The following is a 14,643-nucleotide window of genomic DNA, read 5'->3' on the forward strand; positions in this document are numbered from 1 at the left end:
GGGCAGTTTTACAGACCGATCGCGAGGCCGTCCTTTCGTGGATCGGACGCACCCACAAGAAAGCCGCGCGCGCGGTCGATCAGGATTGCCTGTGCGCCGCCGATGGGCTCTTTGGGCACCTCCACGGAATGTCCCATATCGGCAAGTGCCTGGCGGGTACTCTCGGGTACACCGCGTTCCACCTTAAGCAATCCGCTGATCGGATCAGCGAAGACACGCGGGGCATCGAGGGCCTCCTGCAGGTCCATGCCGAAATCGGCAAGGTTCGACAGCACATAGGCATGTCCTGCCGCTTGGTATTGGCCGCCCATGACACCAAACGACATGTCGATCTGACCGTCCGTGGCGCGCATGGCCGGGATGATCGTATGCATGGGGCGTTTGCGCGGTCCGGCTTCGTTCGCGTGGCCGGCTGTCAGGTTGAAACCTGAACCCCGATTGTGGAACAGGATGCCGAATTTCGGGCTGGCGATGCCGGCGCCGAACGTCGCGAAGATCGAGTAGATCAGGCTGACCGCCATGCCTTGGCGATCGACGACGGTGATCAGGATCGTGTCCTTGTGGACATCCTCGGTCAGCGGGGCGGGGGCTGCCATGGCGCGGGACGGATCGATGAGCGCCGCGAGGCGTCGGGCGGTCTCCGGCGCCAGCATGTGTTCGAGTCGGGTCACGTGGTCCGCATCGGCCAGGAAACGATTGCGCGCGTCATAGGCCAGCTTCGTCGCTTCCGAGTGCAGGTGCAGACGCTCAGGACCGAACGGATCCATCGCGGCGACATCGAACTGCGACAGAATTCCTGCAATCAGAATTGCGGTGGCTCCCTGTCCATTGGGCGGGTGCTCGATCAGGTCGTGTCCGCGATAGGGGCCAGCAATGGGTGTATGCCAGCTGGACTTCGTGCCGGCGAAATCATCGGCATTGTGGGTGCCGCCGATCGCGGCAAGAGCTGACAGCATGTCCTCCGCGACTTCTCCGGTATAGAACGCATCCCGCCCGTTCTTTGCGACGCGGCGCAGAACCTCTGCCTGGCCGGAAAGCCGTAGCCGGTCGCCAATTCGATATGGCTGCCCGTTGTTCAGGTAATGGCGGCGGGCGTCGTCGTTCATGGCCGGGCCATGGTCGGCGATATCGAAGGCGACCCGCGGCGCGATAGGCACGCCCTCGTCGAAAAGACGGATCGCCGGCGCCAGCGAACGCTCCAGTCCCGCTTTGCCGTAACGCTCCGACAGCGCGCACAGTGCATCCACTGCACCCGGTACAGTGATCGAAGCAGGATGACCGGGAAGGATCTTCTCGAGCCCTTCCGCGCGCAGGGCGTCCGGCGAAAGCCCGGCGGGTGCGCGTCCCGATCCGTTCAAGGCCACGACTTCTTCGCTTCCAGCGGGTTTGACCAAGGCGAAACAGTCGCCACCAAGCCCCGTCATCTGCGGTTCGCAGACGCCAAGGATCACCGCACCGGCGATAGCGGCGTCAGCCGCGTTGCCGCCATCCCGCAGGACGGACAATGCTTCGGAAGCGGCAAGCGGGTGAGATGTGGCGACCATCCCGTTGGACGCCAGAACCGGGGATCGCCCCGGAAAGTGCAAATCGCGCATGTTGGTATGTCCTCCAGATCGGGCTGGAGACTAGCGCCGGATACAGCGAAGGCAATCGGTCAGATTGTCATGCGCACAGTTGTGGATTTCCGGGGAGTTATGCCCCGGCATCGCGCGCTGGGTGGGGGCTGATAATAAGCGCGATGCCGAGGGAAGCTTGACAGCTACCGTTCTTGGATGACACCGGTCCGAGGCCGCATCACGGCCCATTTGCGGCCATTTTTCGTCACTGTTTTCTGAACTGAAGCAATCATCTCTGAACCGAGAGCATTGTCTTGGTTTTGGCAATAGGCGTGGCGGTGCGAACTGCCTTGCGCCCCGGTAGATGACCCGCTCCTGAGGGATCACACACCGCCGCGGATGGTCAGTCGGAAGATCAGAATGTTTTGGCCGTCGCGCCGGTCATAGACGAGGTCCTGCACCAGTTCCCGTATCAGGTACCACCCGTATCCACCTTCCGGCATCGGATCTTCGCCGAACTCGGCCATGGGATGGTTGCCAAGGGGTGCGCGACCGTGGGGCATTGGCTTTCCGCGGTCGCTGATCTCAACCAACAGGCCCGTCTGGCGAAGGCGCAGCGACATCGTGATCTCGCCGGGTTGATCCTGAGGATAAGCGTGTTCCACGATGTTGTTCAGGGCTTCGGCCAGAACGATTTCCACCGACCCCATCTCTTCGGCTGTCAGATCATATGCCTCGAGCGCGTCCATTGCCTCGTGAATGGCGCGTCTTACCCATCGGAAAGTGGCCTTGAACGACATTTGCGACACAAGGCCGTGCGGCAAACGTCCCGGGGTCTCGCCCGTGCTTTTGTCGACTGCGGTCTCATTGGGCATCTGCGGCCGAGTCCTGTATGGCCGCCTCGACCGATGCATAAATGCGAAACACGCGGTCCATTCGGGTGATGCGGAAGACCTTGTCCACTGTCGGTGTCAACCCGGCAAGATCGAGGTGGCGGTTCCGGCCAAGCTGCTTCATCGAACCCACGACCGCGCCCAGACCGCTTGAGTCCAGAAACTCGACCCTGCTCAGATCGAGGACGACGCGTCGTTGGGGGGTTTCGGTCAACTCCAGCATCTTGTCCTTGAACCTGACGGCCACCGCGGCGTCGATTCTTCGGTCTTCGACGACGACGACAAGTGTATTTCCAACCTCTGACGCGGTCATTTGCATGCACGTTCTCCTAGCGAAAGCTTTCGCGGGAACGCTAATGGCAACGTGTTACCAATCTGTAAGCGGTCTTGCTTCCGAACATCTCGGATTGGCTACATCCCGAGCCTCTTGCGCTTTTCCCTCCGGGCTGGTGGAAACGTATCCTGTGCGGAGCAAGAGGCGACGATGAACATTTCCTATCAAGAACTCGGCCAGCGGATCAGGGCGCTTACTGAAGGCGAAACCGATCCGGTCGCACTCATGGCGACCGTTGCCTGCGAGGTGCATCACTCCGACGAGCGCTTCGACTGGACGGGTTTCTATAGGGTGGTTGCGCCCGAACTGTTGAAGATCGGCCCCTATCAGGGCGGCCACGGCTGTCTGACAATTCCCTTCGACAAGGGCGTATGCGGCGCGGCGGCGCGCACGGGACAGGTCCAACTGGTACCCGATGTCGAGGCATTCCCCGGCCATATCGCCTGTTCAAGCTCAACGCGGTCCGAGCTTGTCCTGCCGGTGCACGATGCCAGCGGCAGGCTCGTCGCCGTATTCGATATCGACAGCGATCTGCCCGATGCGTTCACAGAGACGGATGCGGCAGCCATCGCTGAAATCCTCGCAAGCGTATTCGAACGAGAGGGCGTCTGATGCGGGTGTGCCAACCCCGCAGTGCGCATCGCGCCGGCACGACCGCAGGCCATGAAAAGGGGAGCGGCCAATCGTGAGCGATGCCTACAATCCCCCTGATCTTCCCCTCGACGTGATCCACGCGGACCACGAAATTTTGCTGGTAAACAAGCCCCATGGGCTTCTCTCGGTTCCAGGCAAGGGAGATCATCTGGCCGACTGTCTTTTGTCGCGAATACAGGCGGCGTTCCCCGAGGCGCTTCTGGTGCATCGCCTGGACCGTGACACTTCGGGCATCATGGTCTTCGCGCTGACGCCGCATGCGCAACGGCATCTGGGGCTGCAGTTCGAGAAGCGGCAGATCAAGAAGACCTACGTGGCGCGTGTCTGGGGCCGCATCGAAGAAAAGACGGGAACCGTCGATCTGCCGTTGATCGTCGACTGGCCGAACCGGCCGCGTCAGATGGTCGATCTGCAAAACGGGCGACCGGCCGTCACGGATTGGCGCGTCATGCGTGCCACGGAGGAAGAGACCCGCGTGCGTCTCTATCCCAAGACAGGCCGCTCGCACCAACTCCGGGTGCACATGAAGGAAATCGGCCACCCCATTCTGGGCGATCCCTTCTACTCGGAGGGACCCGCCCGGGAGTACCCCCGCCTGATGCTTCATTCAGAGGGTATCCGCCTCCGGCATCCGGACGGTGGGATCGGGATGACCTTTTCTGCCAAGGTGCCGTTCTGAACCGTCCGAAATGCGTTTCAACGGGCGTCCTGCAAGGTGTGCCTCCGAAGTACTACCCCAGAAACGCCTGCATCGCGCCCAGTTCCTCCGGGCGCAGTTCGTGTCCGCCCTCGTGCCAGTGCAGCGTCAACGAAGTGTCCTGTTGCCTGAGATAGTCGGCCAGAGCCTCGGTCATCGGGGCCGGGCAGATCGGGTCACGACGACCTGCGGTGATCAGAACCCTCTTGTCCGCCAGTCCCGGCTGGGGCTGTGGTGTCCACGGGATGAGCGGGTGCATCAGCACGATCTCGTCGACAATCTCGGGATGCGACATTGCAATCGCGGCCAGAATGTTGGCCCCGTTGGAGTATCCCAAACCCACAACGCGCAAAGCATCAGCCTTGGATCGCTCTTCGGCCAGAAACGCGGCCAGCGCGTTCGTTCGCGACCAGAGATCATCCATGTCGTAGATACCCTCGCCGGTCCGGCGAAAGTACCGGTTCATGCCGGCCTCGCGGACATCCCCGCGCGGTGACACCACTGCCGCACCGGGCAACAACTGGCTCGCGAGGTCATGGAACTGATGCTCGTTCCCTCCCGTGCCATGAAAGGTGAAGACCAGGGTACCGTTGCCCGTTCCCTCGGTTCGCGCCGCAACATAACTCATTCGATGGGCTCCAGGTATCTTTCCAGCCGGTCGCGAAGATGCGCGTGCTGCGATGGCAGCTTCAGGCTCTCACCCAGATGCGCAGTATCCTCGTCGGTGTCGAAGCCGGGTTCGTTTGTGGCTACTTCGAACAGGACGCCGCCGGGCGTGCGGAAGTAGATCGCCCAGAAATAGTCCCGGTCGATGACGGGCGTAACCTGATAGCCGGTGTCCAGAAGTGCTTCCCGAACCTCAAGCTGCCGTGCCCTATTTTCGACGGCGAAGGCGATATGATGCACCGATCCGGCGCCTTGTGCGGCGAAGCCGACGCCGGGCAGGGTCTCGATGTCGATGATGTTCGCATCATTGCCTTCGGGCACTGCGAATCTCGTCACGTTGTCCTCCCGGTCGATCTCTTCATACCCCATGAACTTCAGGAGCTCGGCTGAAGCGCCCGCATCGCGCAGGCGCATGTCGGCGGAATGAAATCCCCGTATGGCCATATCTTCGGACACGCCATTCCCGGTCCACGGTTCGCGTTCATCTTCGCTCTCGACCAGAGCAAAGGCGTCGCCATCAGGGCCGGTGAAGAGCAGGCGGTCTTGTCCAAAACGCGTATCCTGACGAAGATCCGGCGTGCCTCGCTGGCTCAACCGGTCGGCCCATGCCTTGAGCGAACCCTTCGGCACCGAGAACGATGTCGTGCCGACCTCGCCCGTTCCGGGACGCCCCCGGCCTGCGTTAGGAAAGGGAAAATACGTCATGACCGATCCAGGCGAGCCGGTCTCGTCGCCGTAATACAGGTGATAGACGTCGGGAGCGTCGAAGTTGACCGTCTTCTTCACGCGTCTCAGTCCAAGCGCCTCCGTGAAGAAAGCGTTGTTTCGTTTGGCTGACGACGCCAGCGACGTGACGTGGTGAAGGCCCTTGATCTGGTTGAGCATCACATATCTCCCGATATCCTCGATAGGCCGGAAGTTAGTGTTCAATATGGGTATAGAAACCTCTGTTTGCGCATAGGCTTCGCGCGTTTTCGCACATGAGATCGCGTCAGCGCGTCCTCATTGAGTTGTTGTCGCGGCGAAATCTGTTCGCCGCCAACTCAATCCTAGCGCTTTTCGATCAGCGCGATCGGCGCATTCGCGTCACGCTCGTAATCGAGCGGCACCTGGTCGTGTGCCGCCGTTTCGCGCTTGAATTCGTACACCATCTCCGTGCCGTCTTCTTCCGACGCGACGATCAGGCATTGCGATACGTGACGCGCCCCATCGTAGACATCGACCAGACCGCGCAGATGCGGCGCATCTTCGATGTCGAGCGAGAAACCCTCGTCCCAATACCGGAGAATGGTGAAATCGTGTCCGCCCACTTTCACGCGCAGGCGGCTTCGTTTTTTCAGTGATTGCTTACGGGCATTTTCCAGCCCTTCGCGCACTTCTTTAGGCAGAAATTCAGACATAACGCGATACCCCCGGCGCCAAGGCAATTCCCGAATCGATGTTTCGTCAAGCATTCCTTTGAGATTGTTCATGAATTTTTCCGAATGCTGCATCGAAGCTGCACGCGGTAAGGGAATTGTCCGGTGTGAGAAAACAATCAGGAAAGCGGCGACCGTTTGCACAGACCCTGTGCGGCGGGTCGCAATGACTTTCCCGGCAGGCCCCCTATCTTCAGAAAGCAGCAAAGGAGAGTGTCGTGGGAAAACTGGTTGATGGCGTATGGCAGAAGCGTCCTGTCGGAGGAGGAGATTCGTCGGGTCGCTTCGTGCGGACCACCACGACGTTCAGGAACTGGATCACATCCGATGGCGCGCCGGGTCCGTCCGGCGAGGGCGGTTTTCAGGCCGAAGCGGGAAGATATCACCTTTACGTCTCGTATGCCTGTCCCTGGGCGCATCGGACCCTGATCTTCAGGAAACTCAAGGGTCTTGAGAATCTGATATCGGTGTCTGCTGTCCATCCGGATATGCTGGACGAAGGTTGGACCTTTGAAACGGATTTTCCCGGTGCCACCGGCGATGATCTCTATGGCTCCCGACATCTTCGGGAAATCTATCTCAGGGCAGAACCGACAGTCTCTGGCAGCGTCACCGTGCCGATCCTCTGGGACAAGAAGCGGGAGACGATCGTTTCCAACGAATCTTCCGAGATCATCCGCATGTTCAACTCGGCCTTCGACGGCCTGACCGGCAACAGGCTGGACTTCTGGCCGACAGAGATGCGCGACGAGATCGAGAAAGTGAACTCACGCATCTACGATACCCTGAACAATGGTGTCTACAGAACCGGATTTGCCCGCAGCCAGCAGGCCTATGACGAGGCCGTGGGAGAGCTTTTCGAGACGATGGACTGGCTGGAAGACAGGCTTTCGCGAAAGCGGTTCCTGATGGGCGACCGGATCACCGAGGCGGATTGGCGGCTTGCCGTGACTTTGTTCCGTTTCGATCCCGTCTATCACACGCATTTCAAGTGCAATCGCAACTTCCTGCGTGAAATGCCCTCACTATGGGCTTATGCGCGGGAACTCTACCAGTGGCCGGGCGTGGCAGAGACAACCCATTTTGATCATATCGTCAGGCACTACCACTACAGTCACGAGAGCATAAATCCGTTCAGAATTCTGCCGATCAATCCAAGTCTGAACTGGATCGAGCCGCATGGAAGGGACGCGCTGAAGGCGGCCTAGCAAACACGCCCGTGGTAAGCGACGATTTCCGCCAGATCGCTTGGCGGAGCGTCTTCCTGGATGATGGCGGCAGTGTTTGGAATGTGTCGGAAGAGTGAGCCGTCTGAAAAGAAGCTTTGCCGAGTGACGAAAACGATCTTGGTAAACGGCTGCCGATAGCTCGCGTAGTCGGCCACGGAGAACGCTCCAGTCTTTTCGAGCATCAAGTCCAGAACGATGACATCCACTGCGTTGTTGCGCAGAAAATCGACCGCACCCTGGGCTGAATCCATCACGGCCACAGCTTGATTCTGCCGTTGCAGATGCCTTGCCCAAATACCGGCAAGGTCCGGATTCCCGGCGACTATCAGTATCATTTTCAGACCCTCCGGTCAGGTTTGACCGTCTCCGCCCCCGTGCGACCACTATTCGGTCCAAAGTATTAACGCTTGGTTAACGGAGCTGTGTTTTTGGTAAACCAATTCGGCAAAATCTTACCGATACACTTGCCGGAAAGTGCTGCCCTGTTAGGGTCGCGCAAATACATTTGCCGAGGTGCCAAATGCGCATTGTTAACCTTGCCGTTTCATTATGCCTTTTTTCAGCCTCGATGGGCATGGCCCAGACTCCCTGCGGCGGTTCGTTTGGCGAATTCATCGGGGACATGAAATCCGAGGCGCGGGCGAAGGGGCATTCCGCGGCGACCGTCGACCGGTTCTTCGCTTCCGCACAGCAGGATCCCAAGGTGATCAGGGCCGACCGTGCCCAGGGCATCTTCCAGATGCCGTTCATCGATTTCTCCCGTCGCCTGATCAGCCAGAACCGTGTTCAGGCCGGGCAGCGGAACGCTCAGAAGTGGGATGCCGTTTTCGACCGGATCGAGCGGGACTACGGCGTGTCCCGCGGTGTTCTGCTGGCATTCTGGGCTTTCGAGACGGACTACGGCGCCGTGCAGGGCGACTTCAACACGGTCAACGCGCTGGTCACTCTGGCCCATGACTGCCGCCGACCGGAGCTGTTTCGGCCCCAGGTTTTTGCGGCGCTGGAACTGTTCGAACGGGGCGATATTGATCCGGCGCGCACGACAGGAGCATGGGCCGGCGAAATCGGCATGGTTCAGATGCTGCCCGAGGACATACTGACCAATGGCGTGGACGGTGACGGAGACGGACACGTCAGCCTGAAGACATCGCCGCCGGACGCGCTGATGTCCGGGGGCAAGATGTTGCAGTCTTTGGGCTGGCGCAAGGGTGAGCCGTGGCTGCAAGAGGTTGTGATGCCCTCCGATTTCGATTGGTCACTCACAGGCCTAACAACCATGCGGTCCGTCTCGGACTGGTCTCGCTTGGGCGTGAGGCCCCGGACTGGCGAGTTTCAAGGCGCGGGCCTGCAGGCTTCGATCCTGTTGCCGCAAGGCCGTAACGGACCCGCCTTCCTAGCCTATCCGAATTTCAATGTCTTTTTCGAATGGAACCAGAGTTTCGTTTACGTGACCACAGCCGCCTATTTCGCAACGCGTCTCGAGGGAGCGCAAGTCTACGATGCGGGCAACCCTACACCCGCACTGGGAGAGGCCCAGATGAAGGCGCTCCAACAGAAGCTGGCCAACCGGGGTCACGATGTCGGAGGGGTCGACGGAATCCTTGGCTCCAAGACCCGGGATGCCGTTCAGAAGGAACAGAAAAGACTTGGCCTGCCCGCCGATGCGTGGCCAACCGCCGAGTTGCTGAACAGGCTCTAAAGCCGACTTAACGGCAGACCCTTACCCAACTGTCTTGGCTTCCAGTGCAGCCTTGTTGAAATGCGCCGCCGCCGGACGCGAAATTTCCCGCGGCCGCCAAAGCGATCAATACAAGGAACACCGCGACGAAATCATTCATCGCAAACCCCCAAACCCAATACCCAAACCGCTCTCACCCAAGAGCAATTGTGACCAAAATAGGGTGGAATTCAGGCGCATTACAAGGAATTGACGCCTTATTTCCTTGCAACACTCTGGTTCTAATGCGGAAACCTTTTCCCGTCGTCAGTGCAAGGCGGGCACAAAACGTCAATGCGAATAGGCTGCCCATACAGGACTTCGGATCGGGAAAGCGGCGCAAGTGAAATGGCCTTTGCGCAGTCTGCCCGCACGACCTCCAAAATGGAAAGGGCAAGGCGCCTATCCAACACCTTGCCCCTCTTTTAACTTGTTTCGCGGATTACCCTTTCCGGCGAAACAGGCCCAATCCTAGGAAAAGACCTTGGTCAGGGCCTTATCCACTGCGGTTGTGATCTCGTCTATGTCATCGGCGCTGGAAATCAGCGCCGGCGAGAAGCACAGTGTGTTGTTCATTCCCGGGAGAGACCGGTTTGTCGCCCCGATGATCACACCCTGCGCCATGCAGTCGGCAACGACAGCCTGCACTTTCTTCTCGTTCGCGGGTTCCTTGGTCGCACGGTCGGCAACCAGTTCCGCGCCGCAGAAAAGACCCTTGCCGCGCACATCGCCGATCACCCGGTGCTTTTCCTGAAGCGCCAACAGGTTGTCGATCAGTCGCGCTCCCATGTTGGTGGTGTTCTCGAGCAGACCTTCCTCCTCGATGATCGCCATGTTCTCGATAGCGGCCGCAGGTCCCGCGGTGCATCCGCCGAAGGTCGAGATGTCCCGGAAGTAGTTCATCGGATCATCCGCGTTGTCCTTGAACATCTGGAAGACTTCCTCGGTCGTCACCATGCAGGCGATCGCGGCATAGCCGGAGGCCACGCCCTTCGCCATGGTCACGAAATCCGGCTTCACCCCGTACTGCTGGTATCCGAACCACGCGCCTGTCCGGCCGACACCGCAGACCACTTCGTCGATATGAAGCAGGATGTCGTACTTCTTGCAGATTTCCTGAACCCGGTCCCAATACCCCTTGGGCGGAGTAATCACGCCACCGCCAGCGGTCACGGGTTCAAGGCAAAGTGCGCCAACCGTATCGGGGCCTTCACGAAGGATGACCTCTTCGATCTGGTTCGCGGCCCATTCGCCATAGTTCTCGGTCTCGACCTGCGCGCGGTACTCCAGGCAATGCGGCACCTCGACGAAACCGGGTGTGTAGGGGCCATACTGGGCATTGCGTTCCGGCTGACCTCCCGCGGACAGGCAGGCAATCGTCGTGCCGTGATAGTCGCGCTCGCGGAACAGGATCTTGTGCTTCTTTCCGCCATAACGCTTGTGCGCGATCTGGCGGACCATCTTGAAGGCCTTCTCGTTCGCTTCGCTTCCCGAGTTCGTGTAATACACGCGGGTCATTCCCGGCATCTTTTCGATAAGCCGTTCGGCGAAACGGGAGCCCGGGATCGAACCGGCGGAGCCGGCAAAGTACGGGAGCTGGATCAGCTGGTCCCGGATGGCATTGGCGATGCGCTCGCGGCCATAGCCGACGTTTACCGTCCAGACGCCGCCCGACACGGCGTCGAGGTGTTCCTTGCCGGTCACGTCCCAGACGCGCATTCCCTTGCCCTCCACGATCACGCGGGGATCGATGGTCTCGTAGGGCTTATGCTGAGTCAGGTGGTGCCAGATGTGGGCGCGGTCGGCCTCGACAACGGCGGAGAGATCGTTCGGTGCATAGGTGACGTTCATGATCGGACCTCGATTGGCAGCGAAAGCTGCTCTTTGTGACTGGCAGAGTCTGGCGAAAGGCCAATGCCGGCAGTAGGGCCAGAGCATTGCATGATATAGCGCCAGTTTGCCGGGCCACGCTGAGGCTTGCAAGGCAGATCGTTTTTCGTCGCGTGGGGGCGGTTCTCGCTCTAGTGTGTCGGCATGTCTTCCGACCGTCCCGTTCTTGGCATCGCGCTGATGCTCGGTTTTTGCATTGTCGCGCCGATGGCCGATGCGCTGGCCAAGTTGCTTGGCGCCAACATGGGCGTCGCGCAACTGGTCGCGATTCGGATGGGGCTGCAGGTTGTCCTCCTCCTGCCGCTGGTGTGGTGGATGCGACTGTCGCTGCGGATGCCGCACAGGGTTCTTCGCCTGACCGTGATCCGCGCCGTACTGCACATGGCAGGCATCGGCATGATGTTTCTGTCGCTGCGCTATCTGCCGCTGGCCGACGCCATCGCCATCGCCTTCGTCATGCCCTTCATCATGCTGGTTCTTGGGTACTTCGTCCTGGGCGAGGAGGTCGGGCATCGCCGGATCATGGCCTGTTGCGTCGGCTTCATCGGAACTTTGATGGTGATGCAGCCCAGCTTTGCCGAGGTCGGCTGGCCTGCGGTTCTGCCGCTTGGGGTTGCAGTGATCTTTTCTCTCTTCATGCTTGTCACGCGCCAGATCGCGAAGAGGACCGATCCGATCGCATTGCAGGTCGTCTCCGGCGTCATTGCGTCGGCTATTCTTGTTCCGGTGCTTCTGTTGTCAGAGCCCCTGGCAATTCTGGGTCTCGGACTGGCCATGCCGAGTGGAGGCGAATGGCTGCTTCTGTTCATCATGGGTGCGCTGGGAACCGGCGGTCACCTTCTCATGACATGGTCGTTGCGCTATGCGCCATCGACGACACTGGCGCCGATGCAGTACCTTGAGATTCCCGTGGCAACTTTGCTCGGATGGTTGATCTTCAGTGATTTTCCCGATGGCCTCGCACTGGCCGGAATTGCGGTGACCATCTCGGCCGGACTATACATTATCCATCGGGAACAGTCGGTTAGTCGATCAATGCGGCAAGCGCCGCGGCAAGCGCCTCCCGCGGCGTGATCACGAGGCAACCGGGAGCATCGAATTCTATGCTGACCGGCCCGGTCACCCGGTTCGATATGCCGACGCGACCCATCGGAGACAGGGTCAGGCCGTCGATCGGCCAGTGAAGCCCGGAAGATCGCCCGGTCATCGGGACCATGGGGAACAACGACACGCGCGTGTCGGGTTCAAGGTTCAGTTCAAGTTTCTCTGGCGCGGCGAACACCACGTCGCTTTGCCCCAGGATCAGCACCGGAGGTCCGATCCGGCGAGCCAGGACCGACCAGACCGCCATGGTGTGATCCACGCGGCCCGCGGTGAACCCGGTCGCTATGATGAAGGGCGCAACTATGCGGGAAAGGCATTTTTCGAAGTCGGTGGTTTCCTGCTCGGCGATCCGGATCAGACGGCTCCCGGAAAAATCATCCGCGTGGATGCCGTCAAACGAATCGAAATCGCCAATGACGGCCGCGGGCAGAAATCCGGCATCCCGGCAGAAATTCGCGCCGCCATCGGCGGCGACAAGCGTTGGTGCGATGTTAAGAGCTTGGGCAATATCGTCGCGCATAGGCAAACCGGCGCCAACCAGCGTTACCCCCTGAGAGGATTGAACATTGTCGCTCTGCATGCTCCACTGTCTCCCGCCGGCGTAACAGACGCCATATTTATGACCAGAAAAATTCTTGTGAATTCCTCATGTCTGTTCCTATTTTCGACCGCCCCGGTGGTAAACACATTGTTGCTGTGCTTGGGGAGAAAGCGATCGAGGTATGACCGGATCGACGAAAATTCTGACGGTGTCTTATGGCACGTTCAGCTGCACGCTGGAGGGATTTGACGACCCGTTCGGCACGATGCGTGGCATTGCGGAGTATTTCCGTGATCTCGCCGCCGACGACCGGTATTTCGGTGCCGAACCTCCGACACCCGATGTCGAGATGTTGCAGCGCATTGCCGAAAAGGAAGTCCAGCGACGGGTCGAGGCGCGTCTGGGCGACAGCGGTGTCGCGCTGACTCAGGTGTCCGCGGTTCCCGAAGATTCAGTTCCGGAAGCCGAGACTGATGAGCCGGAAGCAGCAACCTCGCCACGTGAAACGGCTCGTCCAAAAGCGGAGCCGGTGGCTTCCGTTGACGCTGACGATGACTTCGATCACGGACCTCTGGCCCATGACGATGAATACCTGTTGTCGGATGAGCCTGAAGATGTGCTTGCGGTCGACCCGGATGCGCGGGTGACGGCGGAAGGTCCTGCCGAGACGGTTGCGGAGAAGCTGCGGCGCATCCGTGCCGTTGTATCACGCTCGATTGAACCGGAGGTGCGCGAGGACGACCGGTCTTTTAGCGACTCACAGGCTCTGCCAGCCGGAGAACAAAGCGAGGCGCCCGCAAAGCGTCGGGCCCTGACGGAGACAATTCGCCAGATCACGGAAGATCTTGCGGAAGACGACTCGCCCGAAGAGGACTCGGGTTTTGATCTCTCGGCCGAAGACGATGGAGATCGTTCTCAGAATTTGTTCGAGGACGATACCGCCGCCGCTGAAGTCAAAAGTGAAGATGGCTGGGATTTCGATGAAGACGAAATGACTCCGGCAGAGGCATCAGCCGAGGACGCGGCCGAAGAGGACGACGTTGCGGCGAGGGATGCTGCTGATAAGGACATAATCTCGAATATCATGAAGCGGGATCAGGCACCGTCTTCTGGCGATGTGCCGAGTCCTGCGGCGTCCAAGGATGAAGATGGCGGCACGGCAGAGACAGCCCCCCGCCGTTCGTCAAAGCCGCTCTCGCCCTTGTCGGATGAGAATGGCGATGTGGGACGTTTGCTGGCTGAAACGGATAACTACCTGAAGGATGACGAGGGCATTCGCCGCCGCCGGGTGATTTCCCAGATGCGCGCCGCCGTGGCTGCCACCAAGGCCGATCGCCTTGTTTCCCGTCGGGTGATCACGCCCGAAGAAGAGATCGCGGCCGAACAGGAGCGCTACCGCGTTGACCTAAGCGAGGTCGTCCGCGATGTGTCGAGGCCCTTGCCGGGCAAAGAGCCGGAGCGCCGCCCGTCGATCGCTCCTCTGGTTCTGGTGTCCTCGCAGCGCATCGACAGCTCGGCTTCGCCTCAGCCGGCTCGTCCGGCGCCGAGGGAGACTGCCGGTGAGAGTGAGGATTTCGTCGGCTTCGCCAAGGACATGGGCGCGAAAGAGCTGCCCGAGCTGCTTGAAGCCGCCGCTGCCTATGCCTCGTTTGTCGAAGGACAATCATCTTTCACCCGACCAGAAATCATGAAGCGTGTGGCCCGCGTCGATCCGGCGCTCAAGCTTTCCCGGGAAGACGGGTTAAGGTCATTCGGCCAGCTTCTTCGCCAGGGTACGTTCCGCAAGCTAGAGAGAGGCCAGTTTACGATAGCCGACACCTCGCGCTTCAAGCCCGATCGGCGCATCGCGGGCGAATAACTCTCTGAATCTCTTGAAAAGCGGCTCCTTCTTCGAAGGGGCCGTTTTCGTTTGAGCCTCTTGCTCTCGGGGAGTCTGGCCTTATG

The 14,643-nt window shown here is 60.0% G+C and carries 15 protein-coding genes; 6 read left to right on the top strand and 9 right to left on the bottom strand.

Features of this window, described 5'->3' with window-relative positions; translation table 11 throughout:
* Positions 1-8: 8 nt before the first annotated feature.
* The 3 genes from ACKLNI_RS19325 to ACKLNI_RS19335 form a co-directional block, all read right to left on the bottom strand.
* Entirely contained in the window at positions 9-1,595 is a 1,587-nt protein-coding gene (locus ACKLNI_RS19325) for a gamma-glutamyltransferase family protein (RefSeq protein WP_413720735.1), read from the bottom strand.
* A gap of 344 nt (positions 1,596-1,939) precedes the next feature.
* Positions 1,940-2,431, bottom strand: a complete 492-nt coding sequence (locus tag ACKLNI_RS19330) for an ATP-binding protein (protein ID WP_413720736.1) — start codon at positions 2,429-2,431, stop codon at positions 1,940-1,942.
* Positions 2,421-2,768 (bottom strand): STAS domain-containing protein, encoded by a 348-nt coding sequence (locus ACKLNI_RS19335; protein ID WP_413720737.1) that lies wholly within the window; start codon positions 2,766-2,768, stop codon positions 2,421-2,423. The genes ACKLNI_RS19330 and ACKLNI_RS19335 overlap by 11 nt, the downstream gene beginning before the upstream one ends.
* Positions 2,769-2,933: 165 nt before the next feature.
* Here ACKLNI_RS19335 and ACKLNI_RS19340 point away from each other — a divergent pair, with 165 nt between their 5' ends.
* Together ACKLNI_RS19340 and ACKLNI_RS19345 are read left to right on the top strand one after the other, a co-directional pair.
* Positions 2,934-3,395 carry a GAF domain-containing protein gene (locus ACKLNI_RS19340; RefSeq protein WP_413720738.1) on the top strand — a complete coding sequence of 154 codons (462 nt, stop codon included), beginning with the start codon at positions 2,934-2,936 and terminating at the stop codon, positions 3,393-3,395.
* A 73-nt stretch (positions 3,396-3,468) separates the two neighbouring features.
* A complete protein-coding gene (locus ACKLNI_RS19345; protein ID WP_413720739.1) occupies positions 3,469-4,116 on the top strand; it encodes an RluA family pseudouridine synthase in 648 nt (215 codons plus the stop codon).
* Positions 4,117-4,168: 52 nt separating this feature from the next.
* On the opposite strand, the gene ACKLNI_RS19350 is transcribed toward ACKLNI_RS19345, so the two are convergent.
* The 3 genes from ACKLNI_RS19350 to ACKLNI_RS19360 all read right to left on the bottom strand — a co-directional run bounded on the left by ACKLNI_RS19350 (position 4,169) and on the right by ACKLNI_RS19360 (position 6,272).
* The gene (locus tag ACKLNI_RS19350; protein WP_413720740.1) at positions 4,169-4,762 is read right to left on the bottom strand and encodes an alpha/beta hydrolase; all 594 of its coding nucleotides are present in this window, start codon (positions 4,760-4,762) and stop codon (positions 4,169-4,171) included.
* Complete coding sequence (locus ACKLNI_RS19355) at positions 4,759-5,685, bottom strand: VOC family protein (protein ID WP_413720741.1); 927 nt, start codon at positions 5,683-5,685, stop codon at positions 4,759-4,761. Before ACKLNI_RS19355 ends, ACKLNI_RS19350 begins: the two co-directional genes overlap by 4 nt.
* A gap of 164 nt (positions 5,686-5,849) precedes the next feature.
* Positions 5,850-6,272 (bottom strand): hypothetical protein, encoded by a 423-nt coding sequence (locus ACKLNI_RS19360; protein WP_413720742.1) that lies wholly within the window; start codon positions 6,270-6,272, stop codon positions 5,850-5,852.
* 164 nt (positions 6,273-6,436) lie between these two features.
* On the opposite strand from ACKLNI_RS19360, the gene ACKLNI_RS19365 reads away from it, so the two are divergent.
* Entirely contained in the window at positions 6,437-7,426 is a 990-nt protein-coding gene (locus ACKLNI_RS19365; RefSeq protein WP_413720743.1) for a glutathione S-transferase family protein, read from the top strand.
* Here the strand turns inward: ACKLNI_RS19365 and ACKLNI_RS19370 are convergent.
* Entirely contained in the window at positions 7,423-7,782 is a 360-nt protein-coding gene (locus ACKLNI_RS19370) for a response regulator (protein WP_413720744.1), read from the bottom strand. The genes ACKLNI_RS19365 and ACKLNI_RS19370 overlap by 4 nt on opposite strands.
* A 185-nt stretch (positions 7,783-7,967) precedes the next feature.
* On the opposite strand from ACKLNI_RS19370, the gene ACKLNI_RS19375 reads away from it, so the two are divergent.
* Positions 7,968-9,146, top strand: a complete 1,179-nt coding sequence (locus tag ACKLNI_RS19375; RefSeq protein ID WP_413720745.1) for a lytic murein transglycosylase — start codon at positions 7,968-7,970, stop codon at positions 9,144-9,146.
* A 489-nt stretch (positions 9,147-9,635) separates the two neighbouring features.
* Here ACKLNI_RS19375 and ACKLNI_RS19380 read toward each other — a convergent pair whose 3' ends face one another.
* Positions 9,636-11,015, bottom strand: coding sequence for an aminotransferase family protein (locus ACKLNI_RS19380; protein ID WP_413720746.1), 1,380 nt, complete (start codon positions 11,013-11,015; stop codon positions 9,636-9,638).
* A 183-nt stretch (positions 11,016-11,198) separates the two neighbouring features.
* On the opposite strand from ACKLNI_RS19380, the gene ACKLNI_RS19385 reads away from it, so the two are divergent.
* Positions 11,199-12,128: a DMT family transporter gene (locus ACKLNI_RS19385; protein ID WP_413720747.1), complete on the top strand. Its 930-nt coding sequence runs from the start codon at positions 11,199-11,201 to the stop codon at positions 12,126-12,128.
* Here ACKLNI_RS19385 and ACKLNI_RS19390 read toward each other — a convergent pair.
* On the bottom strand, positions 12,079-12,738 hold the full coding sequence (locus ACKLNI_RS19390) for a thiamine diphosphokinase (RefSeq protein WP_413720748.1): 660 nt from the start codon (positions 12,736-12,738) through the stop codon (positions 12,079-12,081). The two genes, ACKLNI_RS19385 and ACKLNI_RS19390, sit on opposite strands and share 50 nt — an antisense overlap.
* A 142-nt stretch (positions 12,739-12,880) precedes the next feature.
* Here ACKLNI_RS19390 and ACKLNI_RS19395 point away from each other — a divergent pair, with 142 nt between their 5' ends.
* On the top strand, positions 12,881-14,557 hold the full coding sequence (locus tag ACKLNI_RS19395; protein WP_413720749.1) for a hypothetical protein: 1,677 nt from the start codon (positions 12,881-12,883) through the stop codon (positions 14,555-14,557).
* Positions 14,558-14,643: the final 86 nt, after the last annotated feature.

It is taken from the genome of Silicimonas lutimaris, from assembly GCF_047314965.1.
Lineage (GTDB): Bacteria > Pseudomonadota > Alphaproteobacteria > Rhodobacterales > Rhodobacteraceae > JAVJUV01.

Bases quoted from the DNA above. Each gene is read 5' to 3' on its own strand.
- ACKLNI_RS19325 (WP_413720735.1), bottom strand. From the start codon at position 1,595: ATGCGCGATTTGCACTTTCCGGGGCGATCCCCGGTTCTGGCGTCCAAC.
- ACKLNI_RS19375 (WP_413720745.1), top strand. From the start codon at position 7,968: ATGCGCATTGTTAACCTTGCCGTTTCATTATGCCTTTTTTCAGCCTCG.
- ACKLNI_RS19355 (WP_413720741.1), bottom strand. From the start codon at position 5,685: ATGCTCAACCAGATCAAGGGCCTTCACCACGTCACGTCGCTGGCGTCG.
- ACKLNI_RS19395 (WP_413720749.1), top strand. From the start codon at position 12,881: ATGACCGGATCGACGAAAATTCTGACGGTGTCTTATGGCACGTTCAGC.
- ACKLNI_RS19380 (WP_413720746.1), bottom strand. From the start codon at position 11,015: ATGAACGTCACCTATGCACCGAACGATCTCTCCGCCGTTGTCGAGGCC.
- ACKLNI_RS19360 (WP_413720742.1), bottom strand. From the start codon at position 6,272: ATGAACAATCTCAAAGGAATGCTTGACGAAACATCGATTCGGGAATTG.
- ACKLNI_RS19370 (WP_413720744.1), bottom strand. From the start codon at position 7,782: ATGATACTGATAGTCGCCGGGAATCCGGACCTTGCCGGTATTTGGGCA.
- ACKLNI_RS19390 (WP_413720748.1), bottom strand. From the start codon at position 12,738: ATGCAGAGCGACAATGTTCAATCCTCTCAGGGGGTAACGCTGGTTGGC.
- ACKLNI_RS19385 (WP_413720747.1), top strand. From the start codon at position 11,199: ATGTCTTCCGACCGTCCCGTTCTTGGCATCGCGCTGATGCTCGGTTTT.
- ACKLNI_RS19340 (WP_413720738.1), top strand. From the start codon at position 2,934: ATGAACATTTCCTATCAAGAACTCGGCCAGCGGATCAGGGCGCTTACT.
- ACKLNI_RS19335 (WP_413720737.1), bottom strand. From the start codon at position 2,768: ATGCAAATGACCGCGTCAGAGGTTGGAAATACACTTGTCGTCGTCGTC.
- ACKLNI_RS19350 (WP_413720740.1), bottom strand. From the start codon at position 4,762: ATGAGTTATGTTGCGGCGCGAACCGAGGGAACGGGCAACGGTACCCTG.
- ACKLNI_RS19330 (WP_413720736.1), bottom strand. From the start codon at position 2,431: ATGCCCAATGAGACCGCAGTCGACAAAAGCACGGGCGAGACCCCGGGA.